Origin of the sequence: Pseudomonas sp. Z8(2022) (assembly GCF_025837155.1) — a bacterium.
Taxonomy (GTDB): Bacteria; Pseudomonadota; Gammaproteobacteria; order Pseudomonadales; family Pseudomonadaceae; genus Aquipseudomonas.
Genome location: NZ_CP107549.1, coordinates 2,833,578 through 2,856,445, shown reverse-complemented (window position 1 = coordinate 2,856,445; position 22,868 = coordinate 2,833,578). Strand labels below are relative to the sequence as shown.

Below are 22,868 nucleotides of genomic sequence, written 5' to 3'. Positions count from 1 at the left end.
GATGAACACTCATTACATTGCAGGTCAGTGGCAGCCCGGCCAGGGCGAGTCTCTGCAGTCGCTCGATCCGGTCAGTCAGGCCGTGCTCTGGCAGGGGCAGGGCGCCTCTGCCGCGCAGGTAGACGCAGCCGTTGCCGCTGCGCGTGAAGCCTTTTCGCTATGGGCGGCACATTCCCTGGATGGCCGTATCGCCGTGCTGGAGCGTTTTGCCGCCTGCCTGAAGTCGCGTGCCGACGAGGTAGCGCGGGCGATTGGCGAAGAGACCGGCAAGCCGCTGTGGGAAGCGGCCACCGAAGTGACCAGCATGATCAACAAGGTCGCCATTTCCATCCAGAGCTACCGCGAGCGTACCGGCGAAAAGAGTAGTCCGCTGGGCGACGCTACGGCCGTGCTGCGGCACAAACCGCATGGTGTGGTGGCGGTGTTCGGGCCTTACAACTTCCCGGGGCACCTGCCAAACGGGCATATCGTGCCGGCGTTGCTGGCCGGCAACTGCGTGCTGTTCAAACCCAGCGAGCTGACGCCCAGGGTCGCCGAGCTGACCGTGCAATGCTGGATCGAGGCGGGGCTGCCCGAAGGCGTGCTCAGCCTGCTGCAGGGCGGCCGTGAAACCGGTGTGGCGCTGGCCGGCCATCCCGGTATCGACGGGCTGTTCTTCACCGGCTCCAGCCGCACCGGCAACCTGCTGCATGCCCAGTTCGCCGGCCGCCCGGACAAGATCCTGGCGCTGGAGATGGGCGGTAACAACCCACTGATCGTCGATCAGGTGGGCGATGTCGACGCCGCCGTCTACACCATCGTCCAGTCCGCCTTCATCTCGGCTGGCCAGCGCTGCACCTGCGCCCGCCGTCTGCTGGTGCCGCAGGGGGAGTGGGGCGATGCCCTGCTGGCGCGTCTGGTGCAGGTTGCCGGGCAGATCAGGGTCGGTCGTTTCGATGAGCAGCCGGCACCCTTCATGGGTTCGGTGATTTCCCTGCAGGCCGCCGCCCAGCTCATGCAGGCGCAGCAGAATCTGCTGGCAGGCGGCGCCACGGCGCTGCTGGCAATGACGCAGCCAAAGGCCGATGCCGCGCTGCTCACACCGGGCATTCTCGATGTCACCGCTGTTGCCGAACGTCCTGACGAGGAGTTCTTCGGCCCACTGCTGCAGGTGATCCGCTACGACGGCTTCGAGTCTGCCATCGCCGAAGCCAATGCCACCGCTTACGGTCTGGCTGCGGGCCTGCTGTCCGACTCGCGCGCGCGCTTCGAGCAGTTCTGGCTGCAAAGCCGCGCCGGCATCGTCAACTGGAACAAGCAGCTCACCGGCGCCGCCAGCACTGCACCATTCGGCGGTATCGGCGCTTCGGGCAACCATCGCGCCAGTGCCTACTACGCCGCGGACTATTGTGCCTACCCGGTTGCCGGGCTGGAAAGCGAAAGCCTGGCTCTGCCCGCGACCCTGACCCCGGGAGTGACTCTGTGATGTCGGCCTATGAAATGAACTTTGACGGCCTGGTCGGGCCGACCCACAACTACGGTGGGCTGTCTTACGGCAACGTGGCTTCGCAGAGCAACAGCCAGTCCGTATCCAGCCCCAGGGAAGCCGCCAAGCAGGGCCTGGCGAAGATGAAGGCGCTGATGGACATGGGCTTCAAGCAGGGCGTGCTGGCTCCGCAGGAGCGCCCGGATGTCGCCGCGCTGCGTCGCCTGGGTTTTTCCGGCAGTGATGCGCAGGTGATCCAGCGGGCTGCGCGCGAAGCCATGCCGTTGCTAGTGGCGAGTTGTTCGGCATCGAGCATGTGGACGGCCAATTCCTGCACCGTCAGCCCCAGTGCCGATACGGCCGATGGGCGCGTGCACTTCACTGCGGCCAATCTCAACTGCAAGTTCCATCGCAGCATCGAACACCCGACCACCAGCCGCATATTGCAGGCGATGTTCGCCAACCAGGCGCACTTCGCCCATCACCCGGCACTGCCTGCAGTAGCGCAGTTCGGTGACGAAGGCGCGGCCAACCATACGCGCTTCTGCAAGGCTTATGGCGATGCCGGGGTTGAGTTCTTCGTCTATGGGCGCAGCGCTTTCGATACACGCTACCCGGCGCCGGCCCGCTACCCGGCGCGGCAGACCCTGGAGGCCAGTCAGGCGGTCGCGCGCCTGCACGGGCTGAGCGAGGAGGGCGTGGTCTATGCCCAGCAGAATCCGGCGGTGATCGATCAGGGCGTGTTCCACAACGACGTGATCGCCGTGGGCAATGGTGAGGTGCTGTTCTATCACCAGGACGCCTTCCTCGATACCGACAGGGTGCTCGCCGAACTGGGCGACAAGCTGGCGCGGCGCGGCGGCAATTTCCAGGCGGTGTGTGTACCGGGCTCCGCCGTCAGTGTGCAGGATGCGGTACGCTCCTACCTGTTCAACAGCCAGCTGCTGACGCGCGCCGATGGCAGCATGCTGCTGGTAGTGCCGGAAGAGTGCCGCAACAACACCAACGTCTGGCGCTATCTGCAACAACTGACCACGAGCGGCGGGCCGATCCGCGAGGTGCGGGTATTCGACCTCAAGCAGAGCATGCAGAACGGCGGTGGCCCGGCCTGCCTGCGTCTGCGCGTGGCACTCAACGAGCAGGAGCTGGCTGCGGTCAATCCGGGTGTGGTGATGAGCGATGCGCTGCACGATACGCTGGTGGCCTGGGTCGACAAGCACTACCGCGACCGTCTGAGCGAAGCCGACCTGGCCGACCCGCAACTGCTGACGGAATGCCGCACGGCATTGGATGAGCTGACGCAGATCCTTAAACTGGGCTCGGTCTATCCTTTCCAACTGAACTGACCTTCAGGGCGGGTGTCGCTTGTTACATCCGCTCAACCTACTCTCCCGGAGATCCTATGAGCGACGCGCTGCAACTGATTCTTGAAGATAACGACGGCACCCAACTGGAAACTTCCTGCAGCCGCTTCGCCGTAGTCTGGCAGGGCAAGGAGCTGTGGGTTCAGGCCGTTGGCGATCAGTTGCTGATCGGCGTCGATGTGGAGGAAGGCGATACCGAGTACGCCAACCTGCTGCTGCGTCCGCAGGCCACCAACCTGGTCAGTCTGCAACTGGAGATGGAGCCGGCGATCGCCGATGACGATGATCATGTGCATGGTCCGGACTGCAATCATTAAGTCCTGAGGAGTGTCCGATGCTTGCCCTCGGCAAACTGCTTGAACTGACCCTGGCCGGCCATGAGCCGTCGGCGAAGATTCAACTGACCCCCGATGGCACGCGCCTGCGCTGGCTGGACGAAGGTGCGCTGGAGGTGACCCCGCCTGCAGCGCGCGACAATGGCCTCGATCTGCTGCTGTCAGCGGGCGTCCACGGCAACGAAACCGCTCCCATCGAGCTGCTCGACCGTCTTCTGCGCGGCATCGCACGCAACGAGCTGCGTCCGGCGGCGCGCGTTCTCTTTCTGTTCGGCAACCCCGAGGCCATACGGCGCGGTGAGCGTTATGTCGAGCAGGATCTCAATCGCCTGTTCAACGGCCGGCACGAACAGTCCAGCGGCTTCGAGGCCATCAGGGCCTGTGATCTGGAGCACCTGGCGGCCAGTTTCTTCGGCAGGGACAGCGGTCGTACGCGCCTGCACTATGATCTGCACACCGCCATCCGTGGCTCCAGGATCGAGCAGTTCGCTCTGTATCCCTGGCAGGAGGGGCGCAGCCACTCGCGTCGCGAGCTGGAGCGCCTGCGCGCGGCCGGTATCGAGGCGGTGTTGTTGCAGAACAAGCCGTCGATCACCTTCAGCGCCTACACCTACGCGCAGCTCGGCGCCGAGGCCTTCACCCTGGAGTTGGGCAAGGCGCGTGCGTTCGGACAGAACCAGCTGGTCAACCTCGACCTGCTGGAGAACGCGTTGCACGCTCTGATCGAGGGGCGCGAGGTCATCACGGGCGAGCCGACACTCGATGGCATGCAGCTGTTCTCGGTTTCGCGTGAGGTCATCAAGCACAGCGACAGCTTCCAGCTGCACCTGCCGGCGGATATCGAGAACTTCACCGAACTGGAGCCTGGCTACCTGCTCGCTGAAGATATCGCCGACACCCGCTGGATAGTGGAAGAGCAGGGTGCGCGCATCATCTTTCCCAATCCCAAGGTCAGAAATGGACTGCGCGCCGCCATTCTCATCGTCCCTGACGATGGTGCCGGTCTGGTGTAGCCTGGCTGCAATCCGCTGCGAGCACGCCTTCCTGGAACTCGTTCAGAATGTGGCCTTGGCAAGGCGCTTTCTCGCTCAACTGTATCTGTCACCATACGAGTGAGCGCTTTAGCATGGGCTTTTCGCCTAACAAATCGGGAAGCCTGTCATGCCCATGATCGACCTGCGTAGCGATACCGTGACTCAACCTACCGCCGCCATGCGCGAAGCCATGCTGGCTGCCGAGCTGGGCGATGATGTGTATGGCGAAGATCCCACGGTGAACCGCCTGGAGGCCTGGCTGGCGGCGGAGCTTGGTTTCGAGGCCGGGCTGTTCGTGCCTACCGGCACCATGAGCAATCTGCTGGGGTTGATGGCGCATTGTGAGCGCGGCGACGAATACATCGTCGGCCAGCAGGCGCATACCTACAAGTACGAGGGCGGCGGTGCCGCCGTGCTCGGCTCCATCCAGCCGCAGCCGATCGAGGGCGAGGCGGACGGTTCGCTGGACCTGGCCAAGGTGGAAGCGGCGATCAAGGAGGACGATTTCCACTTCGCCCGCACCCGTCTGCTGGCGCTGGAAAACACCATGCAGGGCAAGGTGCTGCCGCTCGATTACCTGGCGGCTGCCCGTGAGTTTACCCGCCGCCGTGGTCTGGGGCTGCATCTGGACGGGGCGCGTCTGTACAACGCAGCGGTCAGGCTGGGTGTGCCGGCACGCGAGATCGCCCGGCATTTCGACTCGGTCTCGGTGTGCCTGTCCAAGGGCCTTGGCGCGCCGGTCGGTTCGGTTCTGTGCGGCAGCGCTGCGCTGATTGGCAGGGCGCGGCGCCTGCGCAAGATGGTCGGTGGTGGCATGCGCCAGGCGGGCGTGCTGGCGGCGGCTGGGCTATACGCCCTGCAGCATCAGGTCGAGCGTCTGGCCGAGGATCATGCCAATGCGGCGCGCCTGGGCGCTGCACTGACCGAGCTGGGCTACCGCATCGAGCCGGTGCAGACCAACATGGTCTATGTGCAGCTCGGCGAGCGTGCTGGGCAGATCAAGGCCTTCATGGCCGAACGCGGCATTGCGGTCACTGCCGCGCCGCGCCTGCGTCTGGTCACGCACCTGGACGTCAGTGCCGAGCAGACCGAGCAGGTGATCGAGGCTTTTGCCGCTTTTCGCTCTCATTGAACAAGATGCCGACAGTCCATAGCTGTCGGCTATCAACAAGGTACTAGCCGCAAGCGACAGGCCCGATATAATGCGGCCCTTTGCCGGCTTTTGCCGTGGCCGCCTGATTCCGTGGATACCCCTATGAAAAGCGCAGAAATCCGTGAAGCCTTCCTGAGCTTCTTCGAAGAAAAAGGGCACACCCGTGTCGCTTCCAGCTCGCTGATCCCGGCGAACGACCCGACCCTGCTGTTCACCAACGCAGGCATGAACCAGTTCAAGGACTGCTTCCTCGGCCTGGAGAAGCGTGCCTACACCCGCGCCACCACCAGCCAGAAGTGCGTGCGTGCCGGCGGCAAGCACAACGACCTGGAGAACGTCGGTTATACCGCGCGTCACCACACCTTCTTCGAAATGCTGGGCAACTTCAGCTTTGGCGACTATTTCAAGCGCGACGCCATTCATTACGCCTGGGAGTTCCTCACCTCCGAGAAGTGGCTGAACCTGCCCAAGGAAAAGCTCTGGGTCACCGTCTACGCCACCGATGACGAGGCCTACGACATCTGGACCAAGGAAGTCGGCATCCCTACCGAGCGGATGATCCGCATCGGTGACAACAAGGGTGCGCCGTACGCCTCCGACAACTTCTGGGCGATGGGCGATACCGGCCCGTGCGGCCCGTGCACCGAGATCTTCTTCGACCACGGCGAACACATCTGGGGCGGCCCACCCGGTTCCCCGGAGGAAGACGGTGATCGTTACATCGAAATCTGGAACAACGTGTTCATGCAGTTCAACCGCACCGCGGACGGCGTACTGCACCCGCTTCCGGCGCCGAGCGTGGACACCGGCATGGGCCTGGAGCGCATCAGCGCCGTGCTGCAGCATGTCAACTCGAACTACGAGATCGACCTGTTCCAGAACCTGCTGGCGGCTTCGGCCAAGGCCATTGGCTGCGCCAACGAAGGCCAGGCCTCGCTGAAGGTGGTGGCTGACCACATCCGCTCCTGCAGCTTCCTGATCGCCGACGGCGTAACCCCGTCCAACGAAGGCCGCGGCTACGTGCTGCGCCGCATCATTCGTCGCGCCTGCCGCCACGGCAACAAGCTGGGCGCCAAGGGCAGTTTCTTCCATCTGATCGTCGCCGCCCTGGTGGCCGAGATGGGCGAAGCCTTCCCTGAGCTGAAACAGCAGCAGGCACACATCGAGCGCGTGCTGAAGACCGAAGAAGAGCAGTTCGCCAAGACCCTGGAGCAGGGCCTGAAGATTCTCGAGCAGGACCTGGCCGAACTGAAAGGCAGCGTCGTTCCTGGCGACGTGGTGTTCAAGCTGTACGACACCTACGGTTTCCCGGTCGACCTGACTGCCGACATCGCCCGTGAGCGCGAGCTGTCGGTGGACGAAGAAGGCTTCGAACGTGAGATGGAAGCGCAGCGTGAACGCGCCCGTTCCGCCAGCGCCTTCGGCATGGATTACAACAGCCTGGTCAAGGTCGACGCCGATACCCGCTTCCTCGGCTATGAAGGCACCAGCGGCAGCGGCAAGATTATTGCCCTGTTCAAGGCCGGCGCTGCGGTCGACAGTCTCGCCGAAGGCGAAGAGGGCGTAGTGGTGCTGGATCAGACCCCGTTCTACGCCGAGTCCGGTGGTCAGATCGGTGACTGCGGTTACCTGGAAGGCGCCGGCGTGCGTTTCGACGTGCGCGACACCACCAAGGCTGGCGGTGCCTTCCTGCATCACGGTGTGCTCGCCAAGGGCAGCCTCTCCGTGGGCGCCAGCGTCAAGGCCGAAGCAGAGGCGTCCGTGCGCCAGGCCACCGCGCTGAACCACTCCGCCACCCACCTGCTGCACGCAGCTTTGCGTCAGGTGCTCGGCGAGCACGTGCAGCAGAAGGGGTCGCTGGTCGACAGCCAGCGTCTGCGTTTCGACTTCAGTCACTTCGAGGCGATCAAGCCGGACCAGATCCGCGCCCTGGAAGACATCGTCAATGCCGAGATTCGCAAGAACTCGGCTGTCGAGACCGAGGAAACCGATATCGAAACCGCCAAGGCCAAGGGGGCCATGGCGCTGTTCGGCGAGAAGTACGGTGACCAGGTACGCGTACTGAGCATGGGCGGGGACTTCTCCGTCGAGCTGTGCGGTGGCACCCACGTTTCCCGTACCGGCGACATCGGTCTGTTCAAGATCACCAGCGAAGGTGGTGTGGCTGCAGGCGTGCGCCGTATCGAGGCGGTCACCGGTGCAGCGGCGCTGGCGTACCTCAACGGCGCCGAGGAGCAGCTCAAGGAAGCTGCATCTCTGGTCAAGGGCAGCCGCGACAACGTGCTCGACAAGCTGTCGGCGCTGATCGAGCGCAACCGCCAGCTGGAGAAGGAACTGGAGCAGCTCAAGGCCAAGGCCGCCAGTGCTGCGGGCAACGATCTGGCCGGTTCGGCCGTGGACGTGAAGGGCACCAAGGTGCTGGCAGCGCGTCTCGATGGTCTGGACGGCAAGGCACTGCTGGCGCTGGTTGACCAGTTGAAGAACAAGCTGGGCAGCGCAGTGATCCTGCTTGGTGGCGTGTTCGAGGAGAAGGTGGTGCTGGTTGCCGGTGTCACCCAGGACCTGACCTCCAGGCTCAAGGCTGGTGACCTGATGCGTCAGGCCGCAGCAGTCGTGGGTGGCAAGGGCGGTGGTCGCCCGGACATGGCCCAGGGTGGCGGCGTTGATGCCGGCAAGCTGGATGAGGCCCTGGCTCTGGCAGCGACGCTGGTCGAGCAGGCTTCGTAGGTAGCGTGAAAGCGGGGCCCGCAGTGCGTCCGGCGGGCCTTGGCAGTGTGACCCGATGCGGGTTTAATGGGCGCCCTTGAGGAATCAGGCGGCTTTTTGAAATGGCTTTGATCGTACAGAAGTTTGGGGGCACCTCCGTCGGCACCGTCGAGCGTATCCAGCAGGTGGCCGAGAAGGTTAAGAAGTTCCGCGAGAAGGGCGACGACATCGTCGTCGTGGTGTCCGCCATGAGTGGCGAAACCAACCGCCTGATCGATCTGGCCAAACAGATCACCGACGGCGAGCCGGTAGCGCGTGAACTGGATGTGATGGTGTCCACCGGCGAGCAGGTGACCATTGCCCTGCTGGCCATGGCCCTGATCAAGCGTGGCGTGCCGGCGGTGTCCTACACCGGCAACCAGGTTCGCATCCTCACCGACAGTGCCCACACCAAGGCGCGCATTCTGCAGATCGACGACCAGAAGATTCGTGCCGACCTCGATGCTGGTCGTGTCGTCGTCGTCGCCGGTTTCCAGGGCGTTGACGAGCACGGCAATATCACCACCCTTGGTCGTGGCGGCTCCGATACCACTGGCGTGGCCCTGGCGGCGGCGCTGAAGGCCGATGAGTGCCAGATCTATACCGATGTCGATGGCGTCTACACCACCGACCCGCGCGTGGTGCCGCGTGCCCAGCGCCTGGAGAAGATCACCTTCGAAGAGATGCTGGAAATGGCCAGTCTCGGCTCCAAGGTGCTGCAGATCCGTTCGGTGGAGTTCGCCGGCAAGTACAACGTCCCGCTGCGCGTGCTGCACAGCTTCCAGGAGGGGCCGGGCACCCTCATTACCCTTGATGAAGAGGAATCCATGGAACAGCCGATCATTTCCGGCATCGCCTTCAATCGCGACGAAGCCAAGCTGACCATCCGTGGCGTACCGGATCTTCCCGGCGTGGCCTTCAAGATTCTCGGCCCGATCAGCGCCGCCAACATCGAAGTGGACATGATCGTGCAGAACGTGGCGCACGATAACACCACCGACTTCACCTTCACCGTGCATCGCAACGACTACAACAATGCCCTGGCGGTGCTGCAGAAGACTGCTGACGAGCTGGGCGCCCGTGAAGTCGTGGGCGATACCGAGATCGCCAAGGTTTCCATTGTCGGTGTCGGCATGCGTTCGCACGCCGGTGTCGCCAGTCGCATGTTCGAAGCTCTGGCCAAGGAAACCATCAACATTCAGATGATCTCCACGTCCGAGATCAAGGTGTCCGTGGTGATCGAGGAGAAGTATCTGGAGCTGGCAGTGCGCGCTCTGCATACCGCCTTCGAGCTGGATGCTCCGGCCCGACAGGGCGAGTGATTGATCTGATCCGAAAGGCGCGGCTGGTTCCGCGCCTTTCGTTTTTTTGACCGATTCGCGGGAACTTTCTTTCTGCGCGGGCTGGTCAATACTTGGGTGGAGGCTTTCAGGCTTGATTTAGCAGGGAGCTGGCGCCATTTTCTTTTTTGCAGACTGTTGTCCTGAAAAATGTAATCCGTGAGGAGAAAGGAATGCTGATTCTGACTCGCCGGGTCGGAGAGACCCTGATGGTCGGTGATGATGTGACTGTCACCGTGTTGGGTGTGAAAGGTAATCAGGTGCGTATTGGTGTCAATGCGCCGAAAGAGGTTGCCGTGCACCGTGAAGAAATCTACCAGCGCATCCAGAAAGAGAAGGGTGACGAACCAAGCCACTAATTTTTCTACAAATTTTTGTTTGCAAACGGGGAAAACATGTTTATCATGCGCCCCGTGTTGCGGAGAGGTGGCCGAGTGGCCGAAGGCGCTCCCCTGCTAAGGGAGTACACCTCAAAAGGGTGTCGGGGGTTCGAATCCCCCCTTCTCCGCCATTATTCAGCGAGTCGGGCGTAAGCCGGGCTGGCGAATCAACCAGAGGTGATCTGGTATAAAAGCACCACACGGACTCATAGCTCAGCTGGATAGAGTACTCGGCTACGAACCGAGCGGTCGGAGGTTCGAATCCTCCTGAGTCCGCCATATTCAAATGGCTTGCATCACTGCAAGCCATTTTGTTTCAACCAGTGGTGATCTGGTCTAAAAGCGCCAAAGATCTCGCGAAAGCGTGGCGAGCGAAGGGTAGGCGAGGCGAAAGCGAACGAAGAAGCGCAGTTTAGTTTTCTAAATGAGCATTCTGAGTTCGGTTTCAACGAAGCATAACCAAGCGCAGTAGCTTTCGGGTGATCTGTAACGGACTCATAGCTCAGCTGGATAGAGTACTCGGCTACGAACCGAGCGGTCGGAGGTTCGAATCCTCCTGAGTCCGCCATATTCAAATGGCACTGCAGCGATGCAAGGTCATGTTTCAGCCAGCGGTGATCTGGTTTAAAAGCGCCAAACGGACTCATAGCTCAGCTGGATAGAGTACTCGGCTACGAACCGAGCGGTCGGAGGTTCGAATCCTCCTGAGTCCGCCATACCGAAAGGGCCTGCAGCAATGCAGGCCCTTTTTTTGCGCTCATTTCTTCACGCATCCGGCTTCGTCGAAGCTGACCTGACGACTGTTGCCGCCCTTGCGCTTCGAGCGATAGTGGTAGCGCTCCTGTCCATTACTGGCCGTGACTCTGTCCGGCTTGCCCAGGCTGTTTTCAACATCTGAGCGGCTCATGCCGGTGCGGATTTCTCTGCGAATGATCGCCTGGCGCCTTTCGCTGCTGCTCAGCAGGTTGCCACAGCCATCGTCTTGCTGGCCGATTATGACCAGCTCACCGGCGTTCGCTGTTGTGCTCGTCTGGCGCCGCGCGGGCTCAGCCAGCGGGATGGCCTTGCCGCTGCCGGGCGTATGGTTGCGAGCATCCTGCAGATGCTGTTCCTGGTCGCTGGTGCAACCGTGCCGGGTGAAGGTGACATGGCCGTCAGCATCCACGCAGCGAAATACGCTGGCGGCAGAGCTGTCTTCAAGGGGCAAGAGAAGTGCAGCGGTGAATAGTGCTGCGAAGGGCAGTCCTCGCATGAATCGTCCTCCGTGACGTTGCAGGTTTCAGGGTAGACCGATTTTTCTCATCTGCCAGGGTGTCTTGGCGCGCATGGCTGGCGTCGCATAGCCAGGTTTTCATGCGGGATCGAAGTTTGCGATGCAAGCAATTGTTCTTGCCGCGCTTTTGTCACGTACAAAGCTGTTTTGCGGTGTTATCATTCGCCGCGTCAGCCCCGCCGGGGCTTGTGGAATACCACCATGGACTTACCCAGTAGTTACTCAATACTCCCCTCGCACAATCGTGTAAGACCTGATTGATCCCCTTTGGCGTGCCCGCCAGCTGGGGGTGGAGCGCGCTATGACTGAAGTAGAAGCCAAAAAGCCGCAAGAGAGCCTGCAGGATCGCCTGGCCCAGGTGATCGAACTGCTGCATCGGCACAAGCTGGTCGAAGACCTGACTCACCGTCAGGATGGCCAGCACCCCGACCGGGTCGAGAACCTGGTCCACCGGCAGAACCTTGCCGAGCTGCAACGCAAGCTCGATGACCTGCACCCCGCCGACATCGCCCACATCCTCGAAGCCCTGCCGCTCGATGAGCGTCTGACCGTCTGGCAACTGGTCAAGGCCGAGCGTGACGGCGACATCCTGCTGGAAGTTTCCGATGCGGTACGCGAAACCCTGATCGCCGACATGGACGATCACGAGATTCTTGCTGCGGCCAAGGATCTGGACGCCGATGAACTTGCCGACCTGGCCCCGGAGCTGCCGCGCGACGTCGTTCATGAGTTGATGGAGTCGCTCGACGCCCAGCAGCGCGAGCGCGTGCGTTCGGCCCTGTCCTACGAGGAAGACCAGGTCGGTGCGCTGATGGACTTCGAGATGGTCACCATCCGTGAAGACGTCAGCCTGGAAGTGGTACTGCGTTACCTGCGTCGTCTGAAAGAGCTGCCGGGGCATACCGACAAGCTGTTCGTGGTCGACTACGACGGTGTGCTCAAGGGCGTGCTGCCGATCAAGCGTCTGTTGGTCAATGACCCGGAGAAACAGGTCGGTGAGGTCATGGCCGACGATCCGGTGAGCTTCCACCCCGACGAGGACGGTTATGACGCCGCCCAGGCGTTCGAGCGTTACGACCTGATTTCCGCCCCGGTGGTGGACAAGAACGGCAAGCTGATCGGGCGTCTGACCATCGACGAGATGGTCGACCTCATTCGAGAGGAAAGCGAAAGCGAAGTGCTGAACATGGCCGGTCTGCGCGAGGAGGAAGACATCTTCGCCTCGGTGTGGAAGTCGGTACGCAACCGCTGGGCCTGGCTGGCGATCAATCTGGTCACCGCCTTCCTTGCTTCGCGGGTGATTGGCCTGTTCGAAGGCTCGATCGAGAAGCTGGTGGCTCTGGCGGCGCTGATGCCCATCGTTGCCGGTATCGGCGGCAACTCCGGCAACCAGACCATTACCATGATCGTGCGCGCCATGGCGCTGGATCAGGTCAGCACCGGCAACACCGCGCGCCTGGTGCGCAAGGAACTCGGGGTTTCCCTGATCAACGGCATCCTCTGGGGGGGCGTGATCGGTGGTGTTGCCTACTACCTGTACGACAGCTGGTCGCTGGGTGTGGTGATGACCGCAGCGATGACTCTCAACCTGTTGCTGGCGGCGCTGATGGGGGTGCTGATCCCCATGACTCTGGCGCGCCTGGGGCGCGATCCGGCCATGGGGGCCAGCGTGATGATCACCGCCATGACCGACAGCGGCGGCTTCTTCATCTTCCTGGGGCTGGCGTCGATCTTCCTGCTGTAATCATTTCATCAGTCCGACCAGGCGCCAGGTGTCGAGAAAGGCCGTGACCCGAGTAATGCGGCCATTCTCCAACTGCATGTGCCAGGAATAGCTGTTCTCATAGCGACTGCCGTCCTTGGCGGTCGCTTCTCCATCCCAATGTGCGACGACATGAGACCCCTGCGCCACGATCTGGCGAACGGTGGGGACGATGGGTGTGGCCAGCTTGTCGGTGATGGGTTTCACCGCATCTTCCACGAACTGCTCGCGTGTGCGGTAGGTGCCCGACACGGGGCTACTGCCAGCCACGACCCAGACCGCATCGTCGGCCAGCAGATTGAAGATGCCGCCCTGACCGGCGCGCCAGTCATCGAAGGCTTTCTGAATCAGTGCGGCGTTTTCCCGGGTGGCATCGTCTGCTACGGCCGAGAGGCTGAGCAGGCTGCCAAGGAGGAGGGCGATCAGGGGTTGGGGTGCTTTCATTGAGGCGTTCCTTTCAGTAAGGGCTGGCGGTAGGGCGTACGATGACTTCGCTGACATCGACGTCGTCGGGTTGCTCGACTGCATAGGCCACGGCACGGGCAATGGCGTCCGGGGTGATGGCGATACGGCGGAAAGCCTTCATCGCATCTCGGGCGCTGGCGTCGCTAATGCTGTCGGCCAGCTCGGACTCGACCACGCCCGGGCAGATCGTGCTAACGCGGATGCGCTCGTTTTCCTGGCGTAAGCCCTCGGAAATGGCCCAGACCGCGTACTTGGTAGCGCAGTAGACCGCGGCAGTCGGTGATACGGCATGGGCACCGATAGAGGCGATGTTGATCACCTGGCCGCGCCCGCGCTGTTCCATCCCGGGCAGCACTGCCGCGATGCCATGCAGTACGCCGCGTACGTTGACGTCGATCATGCGGTTCCACTCGTCCACCTTCAGGGCGTTGAGCGGCGACAAGGGCATGACTCCTGCGTTGTTGACGATGACGTCGACGGGGCCGTGGTGCGCCTCGGCTTGTTCGACGAAGGCCTGCATGTCATGCAGCTGGCTGACGTCCAGGGCGCGACAGGAGGCGCGTTGCCCCTGTGCGTGCAGCTCGTCTACCAGCGTCTGCAGGCGTTCGATGCGTCTGGCGCCGAGGACCACATGGTGGCCCTGGCTGGCCAGGTGTCTGGCGATTGCTTCACCGATGCCGCTGCTGGCACCGGTAATGAGGATGACTTTGCTCATGTCGGTCTCATCTGTCTTATGGAGATTCCATGCTAGGCATGAGCGGGCCGCCTGCTAAGTCTCGTTACTCTTTGGAGATTGCCTGTTTCTATTGACTGCTTCCTACAATGTGCCGGTCTTCCTCAAAAGAGAGTGTCAGAGGCATGAGTGCCAGGTCCGAAAGCATGAGGCGGAGCATGGTCGAGCTGATGCTGCGTCTTGCTCCCGAGGAGGGGTATACGGCGGCGCAACTGGATGGGGTCACCTTCATGCGCTCGAACCGGCCACTTCCGGTGACTCCGGCGCTGTACGAACCGAGCATCGTGATCGTCATCCAGGGACGCAAGAGAGGGCTGCACGACGGCAATATGTACGTCTACGATGCGCAGCACTATCTTGTCCTGGCGCTGCCCTTGCCGTTTGCCATCGAAACCGAGGCGATAGCCGAAGAACCCATGCTTGGCGTGGCCCTGCGGGTCGATCCGCTGTTGCTGGCCGAACTGGTGATTGAGCTGGGTGAGCCCCCGGTCAGCGCGCCGGCGACGCTTTATTCCTGCCCGATGGATGCGCGTTTGAGCGACGCGACGCTGCGTCTGCTGGAGGCCTTGGCCGACCCCGACGAAGTGCGCCTGCTAGGCCCGTCGATCATGCGTGAAATCGTCTTCCGCGTGCTGCAGGGCGAGCAAGGTAGTGGCCTGCGCGCTACCCTGGCGCAGAACAGTCATTTCGGCCGCATCGCGCGCGTCCTGCAGCATATACATCGCGATTATCAGACCTCACTGGATGTGCCTCGCCTGGCTGAGATCGCCAACATGAGCGTGCCGGCCTTCCATGTACACTTCAAGGCCATGACCAGTCGCTCGCCGTTGCAATACCTCAAGGCCGTGCGTCTGCATCAGGCCAGACTGCTGATGATACGCAGCGATATGAGTGCGATCAGCGCGGCGCAGAGCGTCGGGTATGAGAGTCCTTCGCAGTTCAGTCGGGAGTTCAAGCGGCTCTTCGGGCGCGCCCCTGGCGCCGAGGCGCTCCACTTCAAGCAGCTTCTGGCGCTGGCGCCCGCAGTCGATACGGACGTGCGTTCGGCTTCCTGAAAGGCTGCTCGCGGCGGCTTGTCTCGTCCTTTGGTAGTGGATGCACAGGAACCACTACATAAAGGGCCAATTCTACGCTTTTGAGGTTTGCTTCAAACGCTTGTTTCAGGCTAAGGTTCGGCAGCTTCGCCCCGGGCACCGAGCACGGGCGCTCCTGATCAATGATGAATGCAGCCCATGAGCTGCTGGCCAGAGGAGTCAAGATGACCCCCAGTGAACTGCTGCTCGAGGGTGTCGAACTCATGTTGTTCGGCATGGGTTTCGTGTTTGTCTTTCTGCTGTTGCTGGTGGGTGTGGTCAGCCTGATGTCACGCCTGATCACCACCTTCGCTCCGCCTGCCCCGGCACCTGCCGTCTCCACTTCAATTTCCAGCGCCGGTTCGCCCAGCCATGAGCCGGATGCAGAAACGCTGGCCGCCATCCAATCCGCTATTGCTCAGCACCGCGCACGTCGCGGTTGATCAGGTTCAGAGGGAGTACCTGTATGACAGCCGTTAAACAAGCACTCGGGATCACCGATGTGGTGCTGCGTGACGCCCATCAATCCATCCTGGCCACCCGCGTGCGACTGGAAGACATGTTGCCGATCGCACCGAAACTCGATCAGGTCGGTTTCTGGTCGGTGGAGTCCTGGGGCGGCGCTACCTTCGATGCCTGCATTCGTTACCTGGGGGAAGACCCCTGGGAGCGCATTCGCGAGCTGAAGAAGGCCATGCCCAACACCCGCCAGCAGATGCTCCTGCGTGGGCAGAATCTGCTGGGCTATCGCCACTACGCCGATGACGTGGTGGAGAAATTCGTCGAGCGCGCCGCCATCAATGGCGTCGATGTGTTCCGCGTGTTCGATGCGATGAACGACCCGCGCAACCTGGAAACCGCACTCAAGGCCGTGAAGCGGCAGGGCAAGCATGCGCAGGGCACCATCTCCTACACCACCAGCCCCGTGCATACCCTGGATATGTGGGTCGATCTGGCCAAGCAGATCGAAGACATGGGTGCCGACTCGGTGGCTATCAAGGACATGGCCGGCATTCTGACTCCTTATACCGCGTTCGAGCTGGTTTCGCGCCTGAAGGCCAGCCTGGCCATTCCGATCCACATGCAGTGCCACGCTACCGCGGGGCTGTCGTCCGTGGCCATCCTCAAGGCTGTGGAAGCGGGTATCGATAACGTCGACACGGCCATCTCCTCGCTGTCGATGACCTATGGCCACTCGCCGACCGAATCGGTGGTGGCGATGTTCCAGGGAACCGAGCGCGATACCGGGCTGAACCTGGAACTGCTGGAAGAAATTGCCGCCTACTTCCGCGAAGTGCGCAAGAAATATGCGAAGTTCGAGGGCAACCTCAAGGGTGTCGATTCGCGCATCCTGGTTGCTCAGGTACCAGGCGGCATGCTCACCAACATGGAGAGCCAGCTGAAGGAGCAGGGCGCCCTGGACAAGTTCGACCAGGTGCTGGCCGAGATCCCGCGCGTGCGCGAAGACCTTGGGTTCATTCCGCTGGTGACGCCCACTTCGCAGATCGTCGGTACCCAGGCGGTGATCAACGTGCTCACCGGCGAGCGCTACAAGTCGATCACCAAGGAAACCGCCGGCGTGCTCAAGGGCGAGTATGGCGCCGCGCCCGCGCCATTCAATGCCGAACTGCAGGCGCGTGTGCTTGATGGTGCCGAGGCCATTACCTGCCGTCCCGCCGACCTGCTCGATGCGGAAATGGACAAGCTGACCGCCGAACTCAAGGGCATCGCCCAGGAGAAGGGCATCAAGCTGGCCGCCGACGAGATTGACGACGTGCTGACTTACGCGCTGTTCCCGCAGATAGGTCTGAAGTTTCTGGAAAACCGCGGCAACGCGGCGGCGTTCGAACCGGTGCCGACCGGCAAGGAGGCCCCTGCCCGCGAGGCCGGCAAGCCTGAGGTCTACACCGTCGAGGTCAACGGCAAATCCTTCGTCGTGCAAGTCAACGAAGGTGGCGATATCGAAGGCATCAAGCCTGTCGGTGGCACGGCTAACGTTGCTGCGGCCCCGGCCCCGGCCCCGGTCGCAGCGGGGGGGGGCGAGCCGCAGGCGGCTCCGCTGGCCGGCAATATCTTCAAGGTGCTGGTGCAGCCTGGCCAAGCCGTGGAGGAGGGCCAGCTGGTGATCATCCTCGAAGCGATGAAGATGGAAACCGAGATCCGCGCCTTCAAGGCGGGCACCGTCGGCGGCGTCAATGTCAAGGTCGGTGATGCGGTGGCGGTAGGCGACAGCCTGCTGACCATCGGCTGAGGAGCGCACCATGGAAAAGCTGCTCAAGCTCTGGCAGAGCACCGGTCTGTACCATCTGGAGCCTGGCCAGGTCTTCATGATCGCGGTGTGCCTGCTGCTGATCTACCTGGCCATCAAGAAAGGCTTCGAGCCGCTGCTGCTGATCCCTATCGGTTTCGGTGGTCTGCTGTCGAACATCCCGGTGGCCAACATGGCCGAGGGTGCTGGCTTCCTGCACCTGATCTATGAAGTGGGGCTGCCAACCAGCATCTTCCCGCTGCTGATCTTCCTCGGCGTCGGCGCCATGACCGACTTCGGTCCGATGCTGGCCAACCCGAAGACCCTTCTGCTCGGTGCTGCTGCGCAGTTCGGCATCTTCGGCACACTGCTGGGCGCCCTGGCGATCACCGCGCTGGGGATTCCCGGCATGGAGTTCACTCTCAAGGAGGCGGCGTCCATCGCCATCATCGGCGGCGCGGACGGGCCGACCTCGATCTTCGTCACCTCCAAGCTGGCGCCGGATCTGCTTGGCCCGATCGCGGTTGCGGCCTACGCCTACATGGCCCTGGTGCCGCTGCTGCAGCCGCCGATCATGCGCGCACTGACCACCAAGGAAGAGCGCGCCATCGTCATGCAGCAGCTGCGTCCGGTGGGGCAGACCGAGAAGATCATCTTCCCCATTGTGCTGTGCATTCTGATCGGTCTGCTGCTGCCCGATGCGGCGCCGCTGATCGGCATGTTCGCCCTCGGCAATCTGCTCCGCGAGGCCGGCGTGGTCGAGCGTCTGGCCGATACCTCGCGCAACGCGCTGATCAACATCGTCACCATCTTCCTCGGTCTGACCGTGGGTTCGAAGCTGTCGGCAGAAGCCTTCCTGCAGCTCAAGACCCTGGGCATTCTGATGCTTGGCATGGTGGCGTTCTGCGCTGGCACGGCGGCCGGTGTGCTGATGGCCAAGCTGATGAACCTGTTCAGCCGCGTCAAGGTCAACCCGCTTATCGGCTCGGCGGGTGTGTCGGCGGTGCCGATGGCTGCCAGGGTGTCGAACAAGGTCGGCCTGGAAGCCAACCCGCAGAACTTCCTGCTGATGCATGCCATGGGACCCAACGTGGCCGGGGTCATCGGTTCGGCCGTGGCGGCGGGGGTGTTGCTCAGCTTCGTGGGTTGAGAGGTGCGGAGTTCGCTCCGCGCCTTTTCCGCAGCCATAAAAAAACCGGCACAAACAGACTGTGTGAAAACCTAGCAGTCTGAGAGCAAGCTGAAGACAATGCCTCCATCAGTCGATGGGGGCATTGTCGTTTATGGGCTACATCCAGGGCGAAGGTCGTCAGCAAAGCAGCCTGTTTCCTCCCACATTGGAGGAGCTGGTGCCGGAGGATCACCTGGTACGGGTGATCGAGGCCTATGTGGCTCGTCTGGATCTGAAGGTACTGGGGTTCAGCAAGGCTGAGCCGCTCAAGACTGGGCGCCCTGGCTACGATCCAGCTGATTTGCTCAAGCTATACCTATATGGCTACTTCCAGCGCATTCGCTCCTCTCGTCGATTGGAGGCGGAGTGCCAGCGCAATATCGAGGTGATGTGGTTGCTGGGTCGTCTGGCGCCGGATTTCAAGACCATCGCGGATTTTCGCAAAGACAACAGCATGGCCTTTCAGGCGACTTGCAAGGCTTTCGTCCAGTTCTGTCGCCAGGCGAGCTTGATCAGTGGGGAGCTGGTGGCCATCGATGGCAGCAAGTTCCAAGCGGTAGCTTCGCTGCGCAAGCACCTGAGCGTGGAGAAGCTCAAGCGTCAACAAGCGAAGCTGGAAAAACACATTGCCCAGTACCTGGCCCAGCTTGATGAGGGTGATGCACAAGACGCGCAAGAGACGATTGACCGGGCAGCGGTGAAACAGGCGCTACGCCAGCTACAGGATCGCCATGCCGATAACTTGACCGTAAAAGCGCTGATGGAGGCGCAGGGCCTGGAACAGTTCGTCGAAGGCGAAGCGGATGCCAAGAAGATGCGCTGCTCAGGCAAGAGCCCTTGCGTGGCCTACAACGTGCAGAGCGCTGTCGATGCCGAGCATGGCCTGATCGTGCATCACGAAGTGACCAGTGACTGCACCGACAATCAGCAGTTGGAGCCGATGGCCAAAGCGACTCAGGCGGTTCTGCAGCAGTCTGAGCTGACCGTCACGGCTGATGCAGGTTATTCCAACGGGGCGCAGTTTCAGGCCTGCGAAGAAGCGGGCATTACGGCTTTCGTCCCCGTGAATCGCGCGCCCAACAACCAGGGCGGCGGCACACTGTTTGCGCGTCAGGACTTCACTTACGATCCTGCGACCGACAGCTTCCAATGTCCTGCGGGCAAGACCCTATCACTCAAACAGCTAAATCGTGGCACTCGCCTTTACGCAGCCCGTGCCAAGGACTGCGGGAACTGCCCATTAAAAGCCAAGTGCACACAGGCCCAACGGCGTCATATCAGCCGCCATCCCAACGAAGAGGCGTTCGCGCGGATGGAGAAACGACTCGAAACTCACCCTGAGATGATGGGACGGCGACGAGCAATCGTCGAGCACCCTTTTGGCAATCTCAAACAATGGATTCTGGGCAACGGTCGTTTTCTAGTGCGCCATTTCAGCGGGGTGAGAGCAGAGATGGCGATGGCCGTGCAAGCCTACAACCTCAAACGTGCTATTTCGGTACTCGGGGCACGCCGCATGATCGAGCTGCTGACCTGAGCGCTGCACTTTGCATCATTGCACCAGTAAAAACACAAACGCCCCGAATCAATCGAGGCGTTTGTATTGAACCGGTTCAGTTCAGAACGTTTTCACACAGTCTGCAAAGGCCGGTTTTTTTATGGGTTCGCTTCAGGCTTCTTCAGCGGCCATTTCCACGTCGTGGGCGATCAGAGCGACCAGGGCATTCTGCTGGCGGCGCGACAGCTGACGAAAACGCTGCAGCAATTCACGCTCATGGAGGCTCAGTTCAGGGCTGTCGAGGCGCAGACTGAGGTCGTCATCCAGAGCGCCTTCCTGAAGCATGCTCTGCTCCAGACGGGCAATGATTTCCGAATTCATGCTGCGGTGATGGTTGCGTGCTACGTCAGCGATACGCTCACGCATGCCGTCGGGCAAGCGAACGACAAATTTGTCAGCCGTACGGCTGGAATAAATAGCCTGTTTCATAGGGCGCATACATTACCGGTTAGTTCAGGGAGCGATACTGGTAGTCAGTGTCGAGATTGTCACCGGTTTGACCGTGTTTCGCACTAGCCGTTCAACCGGTATCGCGTTCTGCGTCATTACGACCCGTCGGTCATCTGAACAGTTCCTTGACGCCAAATGCACGTCGATTGTGATTCAGGTGGCGGCTTTATGCCAGCACCAATTATCTGAAATGCGTGGTACTCGGCAGAACTTCAAATTGGTGCCTCGTCCGGTGCCGGTCCATCCGACCAGCTGGTTGTACGCAAAGCCGGATGCTTGCCGGGCCGGACACCGGCTATGATTCGCCGTCGGCAATCGCCTGATCTGGCAGGCGTGGCGCCAAGCGCTAAGGGTGTTTCTGATGCAGGGCAGGTTGATCTATCTGATGGGGCCTTCGGGCTCGGGCAAGGACAGCCTGTTGCAAGCCGCGCGCACATCACTTGAGGCGCACGGCTGCCGTTTCGCCAGGCGGGTGATCACCCGCAGCGCCGAATCCGTGGGAGAGGATGCCGTAGGGGTGAGTCCGGCACAGTTCGAGCGTCTGGTGGGCGAGGGGGCCTTCGCCCTCAATTGGCGCGCCAACGGGCTGGCCTATGGCATTCCGCGCGAGATCGATGACTGGTTGGGCGCCGGGCACGACGTGCTGATCAATGGTTCGCGCGGGCATCTCGAGGTCGCCCGCCAGCGTTATCCGCAGCTGATCGCCGTGCTGCTGCAGGTCGACGAGACGGTGCTGCGCCAGCGCCTGTTGGCCCGTGGCCGGGAAACGCCGGAGCAGATCGAACAGCGCCTGGTGCGCAGCCGCCAGTTACAGAAGCAGAACAGGGGCGACGTCGTTGCGCTCGACAACTCCGGTCCACTGCAGCAGACCGTCAACCGCCTGCTGCAACTGCTGGACGACGCCTGACCCTGCCTGGCGCCGCGCGTACAATGACCTGGTCCGTGCGCTGCGGGCCATCGAGAGCCTTCTGATGGTTGGCTGCCGGAACGTCCCAACAGTGTAAGCCAGCCGGCGACGGCCTGAATCGGATGTAACAAAAGGTTTCCGATTTGCGCGACTTTGCCGTTACAGTGCAAAGCCTTCTGATTCATTGCCCAAGAAAAGCATGAGCGCTCGTCGCATTACCCTGCTGCTGTGTACCTCCGAAACCCTCGGCATGGCCGGCTTCGCTCTGTTCGCCGCGCTGCTGCCGCAGTTTCAGGTGCTCTGGGGGCTGAGCAATACCGAAGCTGGCTGGATCGGCGGCGGCTTCTTTCTTGGCTATATGCTGACCGTGCCCGTTCTGGCCGGGCTGACCGACCGTCATGATGCGCGGCTGATTTACCTGTGGGCGATGCTGCTGACGGCCGTGGCCAGCGCCGGTTTCGTCTTCGCCGATGGCTTCTGGTCTGCCCTGTTCTGGCGCGTGCTGGCCGGCATCGGCCTGGCGGGCACCTACATGCCGGGGCTCAAGGCGCTGTCCGAGCGGATCGATGGTGCTTCGCAGTCGCGGGCAATTGCCTTCTATACCGCCAGCTTCGGCCTGGGTACGGCGCTGTCCTTCACCCTGTCCGGCGAGCTGGCCAGGTTCGGCGGATGGCAAGTGCCGGCAGTGCTTAGTGGTGCCTGTGCGCTGCTCGCCTGGGCACTGGTGTACTGGGGGCTGTCGGCAAAACCCGTGGTGACGCACAGCCCGCGCAAGTTGCTGGATCTGGCACCGCTGAAGAGTCGTGCAGTGCTGGCTTACTGCCTGGCCTATGCGATGCATAACCTGGAGCTGTTCGCGCTGCGTGCCTGGCTGGTGGCCTTCGTGGTGTTCTCCGGGCGGTTGCAGGGTGTCGATCCCTGGCTGTCGGGCACCTGGGTGGCAATGCTGGCCACGCTTATCGGCATGCCAGCGAGCATCGTGGGTAATGAACTGGCCCTGCGCTTGGGGCGTCAGCGCTGGCTGATCGGCGTGATGCTCAGCTCCGCGCTGCTGGCTGCGGTGGTCGGCCTGGGGGCGGCCCTGCCGTTCTGGGCAATGCTGCCGTTGGTCCTGATCTATGCGGTCACCGTTACGGCCGACTCCGCCTCGCTGACCGCCGGGCTGGTCAGCGTGGCTCCGGCCAGCCACCGTGGTGCGGCGATGGCACTGTATTCCTGCACCGGTTTTACCGGCGCCTTCCTCGGACCGCTGCTGTTTGGCATGACGCTCGATGTCCTGGGTGATCAGCAGCTGTTTGGCTGGTGGGCGGCGTTCTCGCTGATGGGCCTGCTGCTGACACTGGGGCCGCTGGCGCTGTGGTGGGCGGGCAGAGGGCCCGCGGTGCGCCCGCAGCCCTAGATCAACAAGTTGT

At 62.0% G+C, this 22,868-nt stretch carries 20 protein-coding genes and 4 tRNA genes; 20 read left to right on the top strand and 4 right to left on the bottom strand.

What is annotated here, in order from left to right; genetic code table 11:
- Position 1: 1 nt before the first annotated feature.
- From astD to OEG79_RS13525, 12 genes are all read left to right on the top strand, one after another.
- Complete coding sequence (gene astD, locus OEG79_RS13580; protein WP_264145521.1) at positions 2–1,465, top strand: succinylglutamate-semialdehyde dehydrogenase; 1,464 nt, start codon at positions 2–4, stop codon at positions 1,463–1,465.
- Positions 1,465–2,811: an N-succinylarginine dihydrolase gene (gene astB, locus OEG79_RS13575; RefSeq protein WP_264145520.1), complete on the top strand. Its 1,347-nt coding sequence runs from the start codon at positions 1,465–1,467 to the stop codon at positions 2,809–2,811. Before astD ends, astB begins: the two co-directional genes overlap by 1 nt.
- 56 nt (positions 2,812–2,867) lie before the next feature.
- Positions 2,868–3,146, top strand: a complete 279-nt coding sequence (locus OEG79_RS13570) for a topoisomerase II (protein ID WP_264145519.1) — start codon at positions 2,868–2,870, stop codon at positions 3,144–3,146.
- 17 nt (positions 3,147–3,163) lie between these two features.
- Complete coding sequence (gene astE / locus OEG79_RS13565; protein WP_264145518.1) at positions 3,164–4,177, top strand: succinylglutamate desuccinylase; 1,014 nt, start codon at positions 3,164–3,166, stop codon at positions 4,175–4,177.
- A gap of 148 nt (positions 4,178–4,325) precedes the next feature.
- On the top strand, positions 4,326–5,330 hold the full coding sequence (gene ltaE, locus OEG79_RS13560; RefSeq protein WP_264145517.1) for a low-specificity L-threonine aldolase: 1,005 nt from the start codon (positions 4,326–4,328) through the stop codon (positions 5,328–5,330).
- 123 nt (positions 5,331–5,453) lie between these two features.
- On the top strand, positions 5,454–8,078 hold the full coding sequence (alaS, locus tag OEG79_RS13555) for an alanine--tRNA ligase (RefSeq protein ID WP_264145516.1): 2,625 nt from the start codon (positions 5,454–5,456) through the stop codon (positions 8,076–8,078).
- Positions 8,079–8,179: 101 nt separating this feature from the next.
- Complete coding sequence (locus OEG79_RS13550) at positions 8,180–9,418, top strand: aspartate kinase (RefSeq protein WP_264145515.1); 1,239 nt, start codon at positions 8,180–8,182, stop codon at positions 9,416–9,418.
- 191 nt (positions 9,419–9,609) lie between these two features.
- Positions 9,610–9,795 (top strand): carbon storage regulator CsrA, encoded by a 186-nt coding sequence (gene csrA, locus OEG79_RS13545; protein WP_003244478.1) that lies wholly within the window; start codon positions 9,610–9,612, stop codon positions 9,793–9,795.
- A gap of 61 nt (positions 9,796–9,856) precedes the next feature.
- Positions 9,857–9,947, top strand: a tRNA-Ser gene (locus tag OEG79_RS13540).
- A gap of 71 nt (positions 9,948–10,018) precedes the next feature.
- Positions 10,019–10,095 (top strand) — tRNA-Arg (locus tag OEG79_RS13535).
- A 212-nt stretch (positions 10,096–10,307) separates the two neighbouring features.
- Positions 10,308–10,384, top strand: a tRNA-Arg gene (locus OEG79_RS13530).
- Positions 10,385–10,455: 71 nt separating this feature from the next.
- Positions 10,456–10,532: transfer RNA gene (locus tag OEG79_RS13525), tRNA-Arg, on the top strand.
- A gap of 41 nt (positions 10,533–10,573) precedes the next feature.
- On the opposite strand, the gene OEG79_RS13520 is transcribed toward OEG79_RS13525, so the two are convergent.
- The gene (locus OEG79_RS13520; protein WP_264145514.1) at positions 10,574–11,068 is read right to left on the bottom strand and encodes a DUF4124 domain-containing protein; all 495 of its coding nucleotides are present in this window, start codon (positions 11,066–11,068) and stop codon (positions 10,574–10,576) included.
- 322 nt (positions 11,069–11,390) lie between these two features.
- Here OEG79_RS13520 and mgtE point away from each other — a divergent pair, with 322 nt between their 5' ends.
- Positions 11,391–12,833 (top strand): magnesium transporter, encoded by a 1,443-nt coding sequence (gene mgtE / locus OEG79_RS13515; protein WP_264145513.1) that lies wholly within the window; start codon positions 11,391–11,393, stop codon positions 12,831–12,833.
- Here the strand turns inward: mgtE and OEG79_RS13510 are convergent, their stop codons facing one another.
- Positions 12,834–13,295, bottom strand: coding sequence for a nuclear transport factor 2 family protein (locus OEG79_RS13510; protein ID WP_264145512.1), 462 nt, complete (start codon positions 13,293–13,295; stop codon positions 12,834–12,836). It abuts the gene before it with no gap.
- 13 nt (positions 13,296–13,308) lie between these two features.
- Positions 13,309–14,031, bottom strand: coding sequence for an SDR family oxidoreductase (locus OEG79_RS13505; RefSeq protein WP_264145511.1), 723 nt, complete (start codon positions 14,029–14,031; stop codon positions 13,309–13,311).
- 176 nt (positions 14,032–14,207) lie between these two features.
- Here OEG79_RS13505 and OEG79_RS13500 point away from each other — a divergent pair, with 176 nt between their 5' ends.
- From OEG79_RS13500 to OEG79_RS13480, 5 genes are all read left to right on the top strand, one after another.
- The gene (locus OEG79_RS13500) at positions 14,208–15,104 is read left to right on the top strand and encodes an AraC family transcriptional regulator (RefSeq protein ID WP_264145510.1); all 897 of its coding nucleotides are present in this window, start codon (positions 14,208–14,210) and stop codon (positions 15,102–15,104) included.
- Positions 15,105–15,307: 203 nt separating this feature from the next.
- Complete coding sequence (locus tag OEG79_RS13495) at positions 15,308–15,565, top strand: OadG family protein (RefSeq protein WP_264145509.1); 258 nt, start codon at positions 15,308–15,310, stop codon at positions 15,563–15,565.
- 23 nt (positions 15,566–15,588) lie between these two features.
- Positions 15,589–17,373: a sodium-extruding oxaloacetate decarboxylase subunit alpha gene (gene oadA, locus OEG79_RS13490; protein ID WP_264145508.1), complete on the top strand. Its 1,785-nt coding sequence runs from the start codon at positions 15,589–15,591 to the stop codon at positions 17,371–17,373.
- Positions 17,374–17,383: 10 nt separating this feature from the next.
- Positions 17,384–18,520 carry a sodium ion-translocating decarboxylase subunit beta gene (locus tag OEG79_RS13485; RefSeq protein ID WP_264145507.1) on the top strand — a complete coding sequence of 379 codons (1,137 nt, stop codon included), beginning with the start codon at positions 17,384–17,386 and terminating at the stop codon, positions 18,518–18,520.
- Between the two features lie 133 nt (positions 18,521–18,653).
- Entirely contained in the window at positions 18,654–20,078 is a 1,425-nt protein-coding gene (locus OEG79_RS13480; protein ID WP_264145506.1) for an IS1182 family transposase, read from the top strand.
- A gap of 132 nt (positions 20,079–20,210) precedes the next feature.
- Here OEG79_RS13480 and OEG79_RS13475 read toward each other — a convergent pair whose 3' ends face one another.
- Positions 20,211–20,537 (bottom strand): Arc family DNA-binding protein, encoded by a 327-nt coding sequence (locus OEG79_RS13475; RefSeq protein ID WP_003461866.1) that lies wholly within the window; start codon positions 20,535–20,537, stop codon positions 20,211–20,213.
- A 373-nt stretch (positions 20,538–20,910) separates the two neighbouring features.
- Here OEG79_RS13475 and phnN point away from each other — a divergent pair, with 373 nt between their 5' ends.
- Both phnN and OEG79_RS13465 read left to right on the top strand, forming a co-directional pair.
- Entirely contained in the window at positions 20,911–21,456 is a 546-nt protein-coding gene (gene phnN / locus OEG79_RS13470) for a phosphonate metabolism protein/1,5-bisphosphokinase (PRPP-forming) PhnN (protein WP_264145505.1), read from the top strand.
- Positions 21,457–21,655: 199 nt separating this feature from the next.
- The gene (locus tag OEG79_RS13465) at positions 21,656–22,855 is read left to right on the top strand and encodes an MFS transporter (protein ID WP_264145504.1); all 1,200 of its coding nucleotides are present in this window, start codon (positions 21,656–21,658) and stop codon (positions 22,853–22,855) included.
- Positions 22,856–22,868: the final 13 nt, after the last annotated feature.